Origin of the sequence: Pseudomonas arcuscaelestis (assembly GCF_016881005.1) — a bacterium.
In the GTDB taxonomy this organism is placed as follows: domain Bacteria; phylum Pseudomonadota; class Gammaproteobacteria; order Pseudomonadales; family Pseudomonadaceae; genus Aquipseudomonas; species Aquipseudomonas arcuscaelestis.
Genome location: NZ_JACOPV010000013.1, coordinates 111561 through 126547, shown reverse-complemented (window position 1 = coordinate 126547; position 14987 = coordinate 111561). Strand labels below are relative to the sequence as shown.

At 59.7% G+C, this 14987-nt stretch carries 16 protein-coding genes; 14 read left to right on the top strand and 2 right to left on the bottom strand.

The window, feature by feature from the left end; all coding sequences use genetic code 11:
* The first annotated feature begins 175 nt into the window (after nt 1-175).
* Entirely contained in the window at nt 176-559 is a 384-nt protein-coding gene (locus H8F21_RS20395) for a hypothetical protein (RefSeq protein ID WP_203585216.1), read from the top strand.
* Here the strand turns inward: H8F21_RS20395 and H8F21_RS20390 are convergent, their stop codons facing one another.
* On the bottom strand, nt 560-1396 hold the full coding sequence (locus H8F21_RS20390; RefSeq protein ID WP_203475847.1) for a CvfB family protein: 837 nt from the start codon (nt 1394-1396) through the stop codon (nt 560-562).
* Nucleotides 1397-1506: 110 nt separating this feature from the next.
* Between H8F21_RS20390 and H8F21_RS20385 the strand changes: the two genes are divergently transcribed.
* Nucleotides 1507-2376 carry a DUF6279 family lipoprotein gene (locus H8F21_RS20385; RefSeq protein WP_203541949.1) on the top strand — a complete coding sequence of 290 codons (870 nt, stop codon included), beginning with the start codon at nt 1507-1509 and terminating at the stop codon, nt 2374-2376.
* A gap of 41 nt (nt 2377-2417) precedes the next feature.
* On the opposite strand, the gene aceK is transcribed toward H8F21_RS20385, so the two are convergent.
* Entirely contained in the window at nt 2418-4139 is a 1722-nt protein-coding gene (aceK, locus tag H8F21_RS20380) for a bifunctional isocitrate dehydrogenase kinase/phosphatase (RefSeq protein ID WP_203475849.1), read from the bottom strand.
* 240 nt (nt 4140-4379) lie between these two features.
* Between aceK and H8F21_RS20375 the strand changes: the two genes are divergently transcribed.
* From H8F21_RS20375 to H8F21_RS20320, 12 genes are all read left to right on the top strand, one after another.
* Nucleotides 4380-4622, top strand: coding sequence for a pyocin S6 family toxin immunity protein (locus tag H8F21_RS20375; protein WP_136479005.1), 243 nt, complete (start codon nt 4380-4382; stop codon nt 4620-4622).
* Between the two features lie 162 nt (nt 4623-4784).
* Nucleotides 4785-5672 (top strand): DMT family transporter, encoded by an 888-nt coding sequence (locus tag H8F21_RS20370; protein ID WP_203585215.1) that lies wholly within the window; start codon nt 4785-4787, stop codon nt 5670-5672.
* Between the two features lie 325 nt (nt 5673-5997).
* Nucleotides 5998-6834, top strand: a complete 837-nt coding sequence (locus tag H8F21_RS20365; protein ID WP_236043145.1) for an ABC transporter ATP-binding protein — start codon at nt 5998-6000, stop codon at nt 6832-6834.
* Between the two features lie 39 nt (nt 6835-6873).
* Entirely contained in the window at nt 6874-7872 is a 999-nt protein-coding gene (locus tag H8F21_RS20360; protein WP_203585214.1) for an ABC transporter substrate-binding protein, read from the top strand.
* 29 nt (nt 7873-7901) lie between these two features.
* Complete coding sequence (locus H8F21_RS20355; RefSeq protein ID WP_203475853.1) at nt 7902-8678, top strand: ABC transporter permease; 777 nt, start codon at nt 7902-7904, stop codon at nt 8676-8678.
* Nucleotides 8678-9442: an SDR family oxidoreductase gene (locus H8F21_RS20350; RefSeq protein ID WP_203476428.1), complete on the top strand. Its 765-nt coding sequence runs from the start codon at nt 8678-8680 to the stop codon at nt 9440-9442. Before H8F21_RS20355 ends, H8F21_RS20350 begins: the two co-directional genes overlap by 1 nt.
* Nucleotides 9443-9456: 14 nt before the next feature.
* Nucleotides 9457-9996: a cupin domain-containing protein gene (locus tag H8F21_RS20345; RefSeq protein WP_203475854.1), complete on the top strand. Its 540-nt coding sequence runs from the start codon at nt 9457-9459 to the stop codon at nt 9994-9996.
* A gap of 4 nt (nt 9997-10000) precedes the next feature.
* Entirely contained in the window at nt 10001-10870 is an 870-nt protein-coding gene (locus H8F21_RS20340; protein WP_203585213.1) for an alpha/beta fold hydrolase, read from the top strand.
* Nucleotides 10867-11691, top strand: a complete 825-nt coding sequence (locus H8F21_RS20335; protein WP_136477671.1) for an IclR family transcriptional regulator — start codon at nt 10867-10869, stop codon at nt 11689-11691. The genes H8F21_RS20340 and H8F21_RS20335 overlap by 4 nt, the downstream gene beginning before the upstream one ends.
* Nucleotide 11692: 1 nt before the next feature.
* Entirely contained in the window at nt 11693-12493 is an 801-nt protein-coding gene (locus tag H8F21_RS20330) for an SDR family oxidoreductase (protein ID WP_203585212.1), read from the top strand.
* Nucleotides 12486-14168 (top strand): thiamine pyrophosphate-binding protein, encoded by a 1683-nt coding sequence (locus H8F21_RS20325; protein ID WP_203475857.1) that lies wholly within the window; start codon nt 12486-12488, stop codon nt 14166-14168. Before H8F21_RS20330 ends, H8F21_RS20325 begins: the two co-directional genes overlap by 8 nt.
* A gap of 10 nt (nt 14169-14178) precedes the next feature.
* On the top strand, nt 14179-14982 hold the full coding sequence (locus tag H8F21_RS20320) for an aspartate dehydrogenase (protein ID WP_203585211.1): 804 nt from the start codon (nt 14179-14181) through the stop codon (nt 14980-14982).
* Nucleotides 14983-14987 lie beyond the last annotated feature (5 nt).

The window sequence follows — 14987 nt, the reverse complement described above, 5'->3', positions numbered from 1 at the left end:
GAGTTCTCCTGAAGGGGAAAAACGGGTTGTCAGAGTCGACAGTCAGTGGACCAACGGCTGTGTTCAGGAGTTTCAATTATTTGTTGGGCGCTGGTTCAATCGTTACGCCGCTTTATGTTTCGCCGCGTTGCCAGCACAATAGTCGACCTTTCAAGCGTCACCCGTAGGAACCTGCATGAAACTCGACAAACCCGCCGCCATCGCCCGTCGCAACCTGGAGCTGGGAAAACCGGTGCTCTCCAGCGACAACAGCCTATTCGCCGTGCTCGACAGCAAGCGCAGCCTGTGGTGGTTCGATGTGCCGGTGAAGCTGGTGCTGCGCAAAGGGGCGGCCGACTGGGTCAACCTGCTGCTGCATACACCCGAAACCGACGAGCTGCAGCACTTGAAGGTGCCGGTGAACTTTCTGAAGGCCCATCTGGAAAAAATGGAAGTGCGCCACCCCGGCAAGCGGCGCTCCACCATCAGTCTGGCACTGAGCGCCGATCGCGACTCGCTGCTCCAGGACATTCGTCAAGGCGGCGAAAACCTGAACTTTGCAGGCTTTCGCCAGGCCTGATCAGACCAGTTCGATGCGGTCGGCGTGAATGACGATGTGGCCATCCTTGTACAAGGCACCGATGGCCTTCTTGAAGTTGCCCTTGCTGACCCCGAACATATCGCTGATCACCTGCGGATCGCTCTTGTCGCTGACCGGCAGCACGCCATTGGCGTCCTTGAGTTTGGCCAGGATCTTGTCGTTCAAGCTGTTGGCCAGGTCCTGGCCAATCGGCTGCAAGCTCAAGGCTATTTTGCCGTCGCTGCGCATTTCCTTGATATAGCCCTTCTCTTGCTTGCCCGAACGCATGTACTTGAACACTTCGTTCTTGTGGATCAGGCCCCAGTGCTTGTTGTTGATGATTGCCTTGAAACCCATCGGGGTTTCTTCGACCACCAGCAAATCAACTTCCTGGCCTTCCTTATAGGTAGCCGGCACTTTATCCAGATAACGGTCCAGACGCGCGGTCGCGGTGATACGGCGAGTGCGCTTGTCCAGGTAGGCGTGCACCACGCAGTATTCGCCGGCTTTCATCTGGCGTTTTTCTTCGGAATACGGCATCAACAGGTCTTTGGGCAGGCCCCAATCGAGGAAAATGCCGATGCTGTTGATTTCCTTGACCTTCAGGCTCGCGAACTCGCCGACCTGTAGCTTGGTCTTTTCCGTGGTAGCGATCAGCTTGTCTTCACTGTCCAGATAGACGAAGACGTTCAACCAATCTTCGACCTCGGTGGGCGTGTCTTTCGGGATGTAGCGGTTGGGCAAGAGGATCTCACCATCCGCGCCGCCGTCCAGGTACAGGCCGAAGTCTGTGTATTTGACGATTTGCAAACTGTTGTAACGCCCAACTAAAGCCATTTCCGGAAATCCTCTTTGCGAGCCAGGCATTCTACACCCAACCGGCAAAAGGAACCGCAATGAGCCAAGCTGTTCTATAAAGACACGCAAGCCACTGCAAGGATTCGCTCATGTACGCCTGCCTGCATAAGTACCTGCGCCCCTGCCTGCTGCTACTCGCTCCTGCCCTCTTGGTAGTGGCGTGTAGCCGCATCGACCTGGCCTATCGCAACCTTGATGTACTGGTGCCTTGGTCGCTCAACGACTACCTGGACATGAACCGCCAGCAAAAGACCTGGCTCAACCAGCGCCTCAAACAGCACCTGGCCTGGCACTGTCGCACGCAACTGCCCGGGTACCTGACCTGGATCGATGAAGTCCGACAAATGGTCGCTGATGATCAGGTCACCGACGCGCAACTGCAATTGCGCACCCAAGAAGCCAAGCAGGCCATTGCCAAAGTTGCGGACCAGATCACCCCCTCCGCCGCGCAACTGCTAAGTGCCATGGACGACGATCAAGTACGCGAAATGCGCCAGGCGTTCAGCGACGACATCCGCGAACGCCAGGCCAAATTCGTCAAAACACCCCTTGCCCGTCAAATCGAAGCACGTAGCGAACGCATGGAAAAGCGCCTTACCCCCTGGCTGGGTGAACTCACTGCGCAGCAACAACTGCGGATAGTGACCTGGTCGCAGAGCCTGGGCGAACAGAACCGCCAGTGGATTGCCAATCGAGCGAACTGGCAGGCGCACTTCAGCGGACTCATGGAGCAGCGTAAAAGCGCCAATTTCGAGCCCCAGCTCGAGCAACTACTGAAAAATCGCGAAAGCCTCTGGACCCCCGAATACCGCGTGGCCTACCAACGTACAGAACAAGCCGCCCGGCAGTTGCTGGTTGACCTGATCGCCCAGAGCACTCCCCAGCAACGCCAACACCTGGAACAACGGCTGAGCCAGGTGCAAAAAGACTTAAGCGACCTCAAATGCCTGAAAAGCTAAACAGCAAGCCCGCTACCACTGTGTTCCCCGCGGGCTTGAGCTCAACACTCCCGGGCCTTGCGCCGATACGGGAACACATCAATCACTTTTCCCCCGCGAATCGCTTCCTGCAGACTTTTCCAATAGTCAGCGTCATACAACTCGCCATGCAACTGACTGAAAAGCCGCCGCTGGCCACTATCGGCGAACAAAAACGGGGGAAACTCCTCGGGGAACACATCGTGCGGCCCAATCGAATACCACGGCTCACCGGACATCTCATCCTCGGGATACCGCGCTGGCGGGATGTATCGAAAATTCACCTCAGTCAGAAAGCAAATCTCGTCATAGTCATAGAACACCACGCGACCATGCCGAGTAACGCCAAAATTCTTCAGCAACATATCGCCGGGAAAAATATTCGCTGCCGCCAGTTGCTTGATCGCCAGACCATAATCTTCCAACGCCTCGCGCACCTGAGCGTCGTTGGCATTCTCCAGATAAAGATTGAGCGGCGTCATACGCCGTTCCGTCCAACAGTGCCGAACTAGCACGGTGTCACCTTCAACTTGCACCGTAGAGGGCGCCACTTCCAAAAGCTCCGCCAGGCACTCAGGCTCAAACTTGCTCAACGGGAAACGGAAATCGGAAAACTCCTGGGTATCGGCCATACGTCCGACCCGATCGACACTTTTCACCAGCCGGTACTTCTCGATCACCGTCGCCCGGTCGACACTCTTGGACGGCGAAAAGCGGTCCTTGATGATTTTGAACACGGTATTGAAGCCCGGCAGCGTAAATACGCTCATCACCATGCCGCGCACACCCGGCGCCATGATGAAACGGTCATCGGTATTGGCCAGGTGATTGATCAGCGCACGATAGAACTCCGACTTGCCGTGCTTGTAGAAGCCGATAGAGGTATAGAGTTCGGCAACATGCTTGCCCGGCAGGATGCGTTTTAGAAAGCCGACAAAGTCGGCGGGCACCGGAACATCCACCATGAAATACGAACGGGTAAAGGAAAAGATGATCGACACTTCCGCTTCGTCGGTGATCAGTGCATCGATTTCGATGCCATGACCCTCGCGGTGCAACAAAGGAATCACCAGTGGCCACTGCTCATCCTGTGTGTACAGGCGTCCGACCAGGTAGGCGCCTTTGTTGCGATACAACACCGGAGAAAACAGTTCCACCGCCAGCGCCGGGTCCTTGCACACCCAATCCGGCAAATTCTCGCGCAACTGTCCTTCCAACCGAGCCAGGTCACCTTGAAGGTCGCCATACGCCACGTCGAAACAGTAATCGTCAAAGACTTGCGCCAGCACACTGCTCAAGCTGCCTTGCGGATGATAGGTGCGCGTTTGCGCGGCCCGTTCGTGGCTGCGCAATGATGGCCGGGTGGTGTGAATGAACATGCAGCCGTCGCTGATCAGGTCATGGCTGAACAGACTGCAGAAAATCGAGTTGTACCAGGTTTCCGAGAGCTCATCGTCCAGGCGCGGATCGATCAAGCCTATATAAGCACTTTTGACCAGCGGCCACTGGGCGACATCCAACAACACCTCAGGATCAAACGCCTTGTGCAGCCAGTCACTGACCTCGCTGACCTTTTCCTCATAGAGATTGATACGCGCCGCCGAAGCACTCTGGATCTGCTGCCACTGCGCCTGCTCGAAGCGAGCGCGGGCACCGACGGTGATCTGGCGAAAATGCTCACGGTAATCGTCGAAGCCATCGAGGATCATCCGCGCGATATCGGCGGCCGGCCAGTGCTGGGGCATACATCGAACCTCTGCAGGAATGTCAAAGCTTGAGCTTAGCCAGTCGCCGTAGGCAGGGAAAGCCTGACGATACGGGTGTATCGGCCAAACTCGCCGACCCACAAGTTTCAGTACAGCAACTACTAGCTGAGCGTCCTTCATTGAACTTTTTGAATTTGGGAATCGCCCCACAGCCAGCCGCTAACGCTCCACGTTATAGTACCGGGAAGAACAAGGCCAAAATAAGCGTTAGGCGTGATTATGATTTTATGTATCGAAGGCTTTTTTCCTGATGGCCACGAAAATGAATTCGTGCAGTTTGAACTCGACGTAGAACCAGAATTCACCCAAGCCGTGCTTGAAGTGGTTGGCTGGGCGTCCCTTCAAGCGGGTGTAAAAGATGGTGTCGTAGATCTAACTCCAACACAAATTACGCAGATCGAGGCGATACTTGATAAAACCATACCGCGAGACCTTGATGTCTGCATAAGTGTGATGGCGTAGTTATCGACGGGCTTTATCCCTGAAAAGGGCATAATGAAGCCCGGCGACACAGACGTGTCGGCCAATCTCACCGCCTCAAGAATTCCAGCGCAAGAAAGGGAGAGAGCCAAACTCGGGTTCTGGCGTAAACTCGCGCCCCGCCTCAAAGGACCTGGAGAGCCCATGAGCCCCATCGCCATCACCCGCCTGCTGATACTCGCCGCTGTCTGGGGTGCAAGCTTTCTGTTCATGCGCATCATTGCCCCAGTGCTCGGCACGCTGCCTACGGCGTTTTTCCGGGTCTCCATCGCTTGCCTGGGTCTGGTGGTGATACTCGCCCTACTGCGCGTGCGCTGGAATTTCAACGGCAAGCTAGGCGCCTGCCTGGTACTGGGCATGGTCAACTCGGGGATACCGGCGACCCTGTACTCGGTTGCCGCCCAGGTGCTGCCAGCCGGTTATTCGGCAATTTTCAACGCGACAACACCGTTGATGGGCGTGTTGATTGGCGCATTGTTCTTCCGCGAGCCAATGACCCTGGCCAAGCTCAGCGGTATTTTCCTGGGCCTGTTCGGGGTCGGTATTCTCAGCGGCGCTGGGCCGGTGGAGTTCGACTACAAGCTGATGCAAGGCGCTCTTTCGTGCCTGGCAGCCACCACGTGCTACGGCTTTGCCGGGTTTCTCGCCCGGCGCTGGCTCGACCAGCAGGGCGGCCTGGACAGTCGTCTGTCGGCGCTGGGCAGCATGATGGGCGCGACCTTATTGCTGTTACCGCTGTTCGCCTACAACGTGATGACCGAGCCTCCGGCGAGCTGGGGCGGTTGGCAGGTGTGGCTGTCGTTGCTGGGCCTGGGTCTGCTGTGTACCGCGTTTGCCTACATTCTTTACTTTCGCCTGCTCAGCGAAATCGGGCCGGTCAAGGCCACTACCGTCACCTTCATGATCCCGGCGTTCGGGGTGCTCTGGGGCGCCTGGCTGCTGGATGAGCCCTTGTCGATGGCGCACTTGTATGGCGGTGTGTTGATCGCGTTGGCGTTGTGGCTGGTGCTCAAGCCCGCCAAGGCTCACTGAACATATCACTCGCGTAGTGGCCGTCTCTTCGGCCCCTTCGCCGTGGTTTCACCTACGAAACCATTAGCTAAAATCCGTTACCGAAAAAGCCCTTTCTTATTGCATCAGCAATCGCCCAGCGCAATTGCTGTGCAATTTCGTGCCATATAGAAAACCTTGTTTCATATATAAAACAATTTACTTTTTGCTTACTTTGTATAAGTCATTAATAAATAAGTATTTTTTAAATAAAACACGATGACAAGTCACTTGGCATTGTTCATGCACTAAACCGCGTATCACCTATAAAACAGACCAGAGAGCTTCCCCAATGGCTGTGAAAGAGATGTACGCAATCACCCCTCAATGGAATTCGCCACGCTCCAGGGAAGACCTGGAGCCGACCGAAATCGAATTTCGCAATGTCGGCAAATGTTTCCCAGCCAAAGGCAAGTCCGAGGCGCCCTTCGCCATTCGCGAGGTGAATTTCAAGATTCGTCGCGGTGAGGTGGTCTCGATCATCGGCCCGTCCGGCTGTGGCAAAAGCACCATCCTCAACATGGGCTCGGGCCTCTACCGCCCCAGCGAAGGCGAAGTCTTCGTCGGGGGTGAAGCCGTGGTCGGACCGGTGCGCAAGGTCGCCTTCATGTTGCAAAAGGATTTGCTGATGCCGTGGCGCAGCATTCGCCGCAACATCGAGCTGGGCCTGGAAATCCAGGGCATGCCCGCAGCCCAACGCCAGACCATTGCTGAAGATCTGCTCAACCGCTGCCATCTGCAAGGCTTTGCCGACCACTACCCGTTCCAGCTGTCGGGCGGCATGCGCCAGCGTGCAGCGCTGGCCCGAACCCTGGCGGTCGATCCGCAGGTGTTGTTCCTCGATGAGCCGTTCTCGGCCCTCGATGCGCAAACCAAGATGATCCTCCAGCAGGATCTGGCAAAGATGCTCTACGCAGAGAAAAAAACTGCGCTGTTTATCACGCATGACCTGGTCGAGGCGATTGCCATGTCCGACCGTCTGCTGGTCATGAGTGCCCGCCCCGGCACCATCATCGAAGAGATCGATATCGACCTGCCGTTTCGCGACAACCCGCTTGAACGCCGCAAGTTACCGGAGATCGGCCCCCTGGCTGGGCGCCTGATGGAACTGCTGAAAGTCGGCGAAGACACCGAATTGCATTGATCAACGCCTCACGGCCCATCAACCGATTAAGGAGTACGCATGTTCAAGTCCCTGCAACGCCTTGCGCAGACTTCGCTCGTTACCCTGGGGCTTGCTCTGGCAGTGTCTGCCCAGGCAGAGCCGACCAAGGTTACTTACCTGCTGCCCGCGCCCCCCAACTCCCCGGCCTTTGCGCCGTGGATCATTGCCAAGGAAAAGGGCTATTACAGTGCCAGGGACCTGGACCTGACCTTTATCGCCGCCAAGGGCGGTGTGGATGTCGCCAAACAGATCGGCGCCGGCAATGCCATGCTCGGTGGCGCCATCGGTGACACTCCGATTGTGGTTCGTGCCAACGGTATTCCGGTACGCGCCGTGGCCGTGCTCGGTGCCGGCGGTGTGACCATGATCGCCACTAATGCCGGTGAGAACATTCAGTCGGTCAAGGACCTCAAGGGCAAGACCCTGACCGTGATGTCGTACTCCGACACGACCTACTACGCCCTCCTCGCATCCTTGCGCAAAGCTGGCTTGAGTAAAACCGACGTCGACATCCAGGCCGCCGGCCCCTCGGGCGTCTGGCAGCTGTTCTCGGCAAACAAGGCGCAGGCCATGGCCGGTGTACCGGACTGGGTGGTCAATGCCGAAGAGGCCGGGCTAAAGATCAACCTGATTCCTCAGGAACAGATTTTCGAAAGCATGGCCCAGGCCATCCTGGCTTCCGATGACGCCATCAAGCATCAGCCAAAGATTGTCGCAGGCGTTGTCCAGGCCACCCTGCAGGGCATGCACGACATCATTCAGGACCCGAAAGCTGCGGCTGCGACGTTCGCCAAAGCCGTCCCGGCCTACGCCGGCAAGGAAGCGGCGCTGGAGAAAACCTTCCGCCTCTACGTCGAGCATGTCTACGCCAATCAGCCCGTGCTCGGCCGAATCGATCCCGCACGACTGGACACGGTACGCAAGTTCTATGTCAGCGAAGGCATCGTCGCCAGAGAACCCAAGCTCGACGAGCTCTACAGCAACCAGTTCATCGAAACCACCACGGCCGCGCAATAAGCCTGGATGTATAAAAAGGTATTAGCCCGATGAGAAATCTCAACACCTCCGTGCTCGGCAGCATTGCCTTGCTGATCCTGTTCCTGCTGACCTGGCAATGGGGTCCTGGCCTGCTCGGCATGCCCGAGTTCGTCATGCCGCAACTGACTCGGGTCGCGCAAGAAAGCGTGGTCATGTGGCAGTCCAGCGCGCTGCTCGAGCACACCCTGATCACTGCCTTCGAAATCATCGTCGGCTTTGGCCTCGGCGCCCTGCTCGGGGTTGCCATCGGTGTTTCGCTTGGCCTGTCGCCATCGGCCGAAGCCATGCTCTCGCCTTACATCCTGGCGTTGCAGATCGCGCCGAAAGTGGCCTTCGCCCCGCTGTTCGTGATGTGGCTGGGCTACACCATCTATCCGAAGATTCTCATCGCCATTCTGATCGTGTTCTTCCCGGTGATGATCAACGTGCTGTCGGCCATCCGCACCGTAGACCCGGACATGATCAACCTGGTACGCACCATGAGCGCCAGCCGCTGGCAGATTTTCCGCCTAGTGGAGTTTCCTTCGGCCATGGCCGCGCTGTTCTCCGGCCTGCGCATTGCTTCGACCCTGGCAGTGATCGGCGTCACCGTCGGTGAGCTGGTCGGCGGCAATCAGGGCCTGGGCTTCCTGCTGGTAGACGCTGAGGGCCAGGGCAACACCGCCGGGGTTTTCGTCGCCATTGTCATGCTTACCCTGATCGGCGTGCTGGCCTATGGCGCCGTGGTCTGGGCCGAGAAGCGTGTCCTTCACTACTTGCCCAAAGCCATGCTGAGTACCCAATGATGAGCCCATTCAACACCATGCTTGAAGGCCGTCGCGTGCTCGTTACCGGTGGTGCTCGCGGCCTCGGTTACGCCTTCGCCCAGGCCATCGGCCAGGCGGGTGCACGGGTGGTGATCGCCGACATCCTTGCCGAGCGCGTGCAGCAGGCTGCCTGCGAGCTGCGCGAGCAAGGCTTGCAGGTCAGCGGCGTCACCCTCGATTTAGGCAACCCCGATTCGATCACCGCTTGCGTCACCCAAGCCACTGCCGAACTCGGCGGCTTGGACGGCCTGGTCAATAACGCATCGATTACCAACTCCGGGGGCAAGACCTGCGAGCAGCTGGATATCGAAACCTGGGACCAGGTGATGCAGGTGAATGTACGCGGTACCTGGTTGATGACCCGCGCCTGCCTGCCTGCCCTGCGTGCCAGCGGCAAAGGTGCGGTGATCAACCTGGCCTCCGACACGCCGTTGTGGGGAGCACCAAACCTGCTGGCTTACGTCGCCAGCAAGGGCGCAATCATCGCCATGACCCGCAGCCTTGCCCGTGAACTTGGCAGCGACAACATCACCGTCAACGCCATTGCCCCTGGCCTGGTGCTGGTGGAGGCCACCGCTTACGTACCCGAGGCGCGCCATCGGCTGTACACCGAACAACGGGCCATTCAACGCCCACAACTGCCAGAAGACGTCAGTGGCGCCGTGCTGTTCGCCCTGTCCGATCTGTCTCGCTTCATCACTGGACAAACCCTGCCGGTCAACGGCGGGTTCGTCATGCCCTGACCAAGGAGAAATTCATGACCGACCTTTGCGTTCAAAACGACGCGCCAAAGACCTGGGAACAACCTGCAGGCACCGACCTGGCAGGCTGGATGCAAACCCGCATCGCCCGCTATGAAACCCGCAAGTACGACTGGGATGCGCTGAAGTTCCAGGCCGACTTCGATCCCAAGTTCCGTCGTGCCCAAATGCGCTACGTGGGCACCGGTGGCACCGGGGTCAACACCGACATGAACACTATCGCCTCGGAGAACTTTACCTTTTCGACCATGGTCATCCCGGCCGGCCATGAAGGCCCACCGCACATTCATACCGACGTCGAGGAAGTGTTCTTCGTGTTGCGCGGCAAGCTGAAAGTGATCATCGAGAAAGATGGCGAGCGCTACGAAACCATCCTCACCGACCGCGACCTGATTTCGGTACCGCCAGGGGTCTACCGCGAAGAGATCAACATCGGTGACGAAGATGCGCTGATGTGCGTGATGCTCGGGGCGAAAAAGCCGGTCACGCCAACCTATCCGCCAGCGCACCCGCTGGCCTCGATCAAGCGCGGGTAAGGCTATGTTGCACGCCACCGACACTCCGACCCTCGCGCTGCACGCCCAGTTGGAGCAACACTTCCCGCTGCGCCTGGTGCAACTGAACGAGCGCACGCAAGCGATACGTGAAGCAGGACAGGGTCCGGCCATCGTTCTTTTGCATGGCATCGGTTCAGGGGCCGCGTCCTGGCTGCAGGTGGCCGTGCAATTGAGTGGCAAAGCACGGGTAATCGCCTGGGACGCACCCGGTTATGGGCAATCCAGCCCGTTGCATGACCCGGCACCCAAGGCACCGGACTACGCCCGGCGCCTGCGCCAGTTGCTCGATGCACTGGACATCGAACGCTGTGTGCTGGTCGGTCACTCTCTGGGCGCCATCACCGCTGCAGCGCTTGCCAGCAACGCCCCCGAACGGGTCAGCCGCCTGGTGCTGCTCAGCCCGGCGCAGGGCTACGGTGACCCGGCACGCGCGGCGCAGGCCGATGAGGTCCGCAGCAAGCGCTTGCAGGCGCTGGAGCAACTGGGCATCGCCACGCTCGCCGAACAACGCAGCGCACACATGCTTTCGGCAGCGGCCAGCAGCGATGCGCGCGCCTGGGTGCAATGGAATATGGCCCGCCTGCTGCCCCAAGGCTACCGCCAGGCCATCGAACTGTTGTGTGGCGACCAACTGCTGCGCTACGCGAACCATGCTGTGCCTTGTGAAGTGCACTGCGGGGCCGCCGACAGCATCACCACCGCCGCCGATTGCAACGCCTTGGCCGACACCCTGGGCGCTGCGTTTCATCTGATCGCCGCGGCCGGCCACGCCAGCCCGATCGAACAACCCGAGGCCGTGGCAACCCTGCTTGCCCAGGCACTCGACGTCTCACTGACAGGTACTGCGCTATGAATGATTCGGATCTGTTGAAAGACAACCAGGATAAATACATCGTCCCCGGCCTTGAGCGCGGCCTGTTGCTGCTGTGCGAGTTCAGCCGGCAGAACCGTACTCTGACGGCACCGGAGCTGGCACGCCGCCTGGAACTGCCGCGCTCGACCATCTTCCGCCTGCTGACCACCTTGGAAACCATGGGTTTCGTAACCCGTAGTGGCAACGAATATCGCTTGGGCATGTCGGTGCTGCGCCTGGGCTTCGAATACCTCGCGTCGCTGGAACTGACCGAGTTGGGTCAACCGCTGCTGGCACGCCTGTGCGACCACCTTAACTATCCGAGCAACCTGGTGGTGCGTGACGGTCGCTCGATTGTTTATGTGGCCAAGGTCTCGCCGCCGTCGGTGTTCTCCAGCGCGGTCAACGTCGGCACTCGCCTGCCCGCCCACGCAACGGTGCTCGGGCGCATCCTGCTGGAAGACTTGAGCCTGGCCGAACTACGCGATCTGTACCCGGAAGAACACCTCGAACAGCACTCGCCGTGCACGCCGAAAACCGTGCTGGAACTGTTCGATCTGGTGCAGAGCGACCGTCAGCGCGGCTTTGTCAGCGGTGAAGGTTTCTTCGAGTCGTCGATCTCGACCATCGCTGCGCCGGTTCGTGATCACAGCGGCAAAGTCGTTGCCGCCATGGGGGTAACCATCCCTACCGCGCAAGTTGGGCACATCAACTTCGATGGCCTGCTTGGTCACGTGCGCGGCAGCGCCGATGAGCTCTCACGCCTGCTCAACTACACGCCCCATGCCGGTGGCCGTGTCACTGCGCTGATGAGGGATTGAAATGAGCAACCTTTATCAACTGCAAGGGCGTACCGCAATTGTTACCGGCGGCTCTTCCGGGATTGGTCTGGCCTGTGTCGAGCAACTGCTCGAAGCCGGCGCCGCGGTGGCTTTCTGTGGCCGCGACCAGGAACGACTGGACAGCGCACTGGCACGCCTGCGCGAACGCTTTCCCCAAGCACGTCTGCTGGCCCAGGTTTGCGATGTGCTTGACGCCGAATCGGTCAAGGCCTTCGCCGCCGCCAGCCTGGCCGCGCTCGGCCCGGCGCAGGTATTGATCAACAACGCCGGACAAGGTCGGGTGTCTACCTTCGCCGACACCACCGATGAGGCCTGGAGCGAAGAGCTGCAGCTTAAATTCTTCTCGGTGATCTATCCGGTTCGCGCCTTCCTGCCACAGTTGCAAGCGCAGCGCGACGCCTCGATCGTCTGCGTCAATTCCCTGCTGGCCAGCCAGCCGGAGCCGCACATGGTCGCTACCTCGGCAGCACGTGCCGGGCTGAAGAATCTGGTGCGCTCGATGGCCACTGAATTTGCCGAAAAGGGCATCCGGGTCAACGGCATTCTCATTGGCCTGGTTGAGTCCGGCCAGTGGCGGCGGCGCTTCGAAGCCCGCGAAGAACGCGAGCTCGACTGGTCGCAATGGACCGCACAACTGGCACAACGCAAACACATTCCCCTGGGTCGTCTGGGTCTGCCCAAAGAAGCAGCCCAGGCCGTCCTGTTCCTGGCTTCGCCCCTGTCGGCTTACACCACTGGCAGCCATATCGATGTTTCTGGAGGCCTGTCCCGCCATGCGTAATGAAAACACTGTGACCGTTGGCGCTGCCATCACCGCATTTCTTGAGCAATGCGAGGTCAAAGCCGCCTTCGGGGTGATCTCGATTCACAACATGCCGATCCTCGACGCCTTCGCCGTGCGTGGCAACATTCGTTTTGTCATGGCCCGTGGTGAAGCCGGGGCCACCAACATGGCCGACGCCTACGCCCGTACCACCGGGAGCCTCGGCGTATGCCTGACCTCAACCGGTACCGCCGCCGGCAATGCCGCCGGCGCCCTGGTCGAAGCACTCACCGCAGGCACGCCGCTGCTGCATATCACCGGCCAGATCGAAACCCCGTACCTGGACCAGGACTTCGCCTATATCCACGAAGCCCGCGACCAACTGACCATGCTCAAGGCCGTGTCCAAGGCAGCCTTTCGCGTGCGGAGTGTGGAAACCGCGCTAAGTACCCTGAAGCTGGCCGTCCAAACCGCCCTAACGGCGCCCACCGGTCCGGTCAGCGTGGAAATTCCAATCGACATCCAGTCGACCTTTATCCCGATGCCCACCGATCTCTCGCCGCTGCCGATTCCGCTCGCGGTGCCTGCGCCCGAAGCGCTGGATCTGGTCGCCGAACGCCTGGCCAGTGCGACCCGCCCCCTGCTGTGGCTCGGCGGCGGCGCCCGTCATGCCGGGGCGCAGGTTAAGCGCTTGCTCGACATGGGTGTCGGTGTAATCACCTCGACCCAAGGCCGCGGCGTAGTCAACGAGGACGACGAGCGCTGCCTGGGTGCCTTCTCGCAGAACAAACTGGTGGAAGGCTTCCTGCAGACGTGCGATGCCCTGGTCGTGGCCGGCTCGCGCCTGCGCAGCAACGAAACCTTCAAATACGCCTTGAAGCTGCCCCGTACCACCCTGCGCATTGACGCCAACCCAGCCATCGAAGGTCGCAGCTACTCAAGCGAGCTGTTCATTTGCGGTGACTCCGCCCTGGCACTTGAGGGCCTGGCTGATCGTCTGCAAGGACGCTTGAATATCGACCCAACGTTCATTGATGAACTCAAGGCAGTGCGCGCCCAATCCCGCACGCAACTGGTAGCAGACCTGGGCCCTTACTCGGCCATGGTCGAGCAGTTGCAGGCGCTGACCGGTCGCAACTTCTCCTGGGTACGCGACGTGACCCTGTCCAACAGCATCTGGGGCAACCGCTTGCTCAATCTGTACCACCCGCTGGCAGGCGTACATGCCTTGGGCGGTGGTATCGGCCAGGGGCTGGCCATGGGCATCGGCGCCGCCGTTGCCGCGGCAGAAACCGACCCGCAACGCAAAGTGTTTGCCCTGGCCGGCGACGGTGGCTTCATCCTCAATCTGGGTGAACTGGCCACCTTGGTGCAGGAAAAAGCCAATGTGGTAATCCTGCTGATGAACGATCAACGCTACGGCGTGATTCGCAACATTCAGGACGCCATCTACGGCGCCCGCCACGCCTATGTCGAGCTGCACACCCCGGACTACACCAAGCTTGCCGAGTCTATTGGCCTGCGCCATGGCCTGGTCAGCGACCTGCAAGACTTTGGCCCGGTACTCGACAACGCCCTGAGCCAGGGGGGGCCTTTCCTGCTGGAGGTCGACATGCTCAGCGTCGGCGGTTTCGCCACCCAGTTTGCCGGCCCGCCCAACAGCGAAACCAAAGCCCAGAAAGCCACGGCCTGAGGACCAGCACATGCTCAATATCACCATGATCGGCTGCGGCGCCATTGGCGTTGCCGTACTGGAGTTACTGGAGAACGACACACAGATGCGCGTCGAGCATGTGATCGCCTCGGCGGGCTCTGAAGCGCTGGTGCAACAGCGCCTGGCGGCATTCAAATACCCTCCACAGGTGCTCACCGCGCTGCCCGCCGACGCCCGCCCAGACCTGTTGGTCGAGTGCGCCGGGCATATGGCCATCGAAGAGCACGTGTTGCCGGCTCTCGAACGAGGGATCGCCTGCCTGATTGTGTCGGTGGGTGCGCTTTCGCAGGTGGGTCTGGTCGAACGCCTGGAGGCGGCCGCGGCCCGTGGCAACACCCGGATAGAGCTGCTGCCCGGCGCCATTGGTGGCATCGATGCACTGTCGGCGGCCAAGGTCGGCGGCCTGGATTCGGTCGACTACACCGGTCGCAAACCGGCCAAGGCATGGAAGAACACCCCTGCCGAACAGGTTTGCGACCTGGAAAAAATTGATCAGGCCACGGTGATCTTCCAGGGCAGCGCCCGTGAAGCGGCGCGCTTGTATCCCAAGAACGCCAACGTCGCCGCCACCCTGTCGCTGGCCGGGCTGGGCCTGGACCGCACCCGCGTGACGCTGATCGCCGATCCGCTGAGCGAAGAAAACGTCCACCACTTCGAGGCCCGCGGCGCCTTTGGTGGTTTCGAGATGAGCCTGCGCGGCAAGCCGTTGCAAGCCAACCCGAAGACTTCGGCGCTGACGGTGTACAGCGTGGTCCGTGCCCTGGGCAATCACGCTCATGCCATTTCCATCTAGGGGAA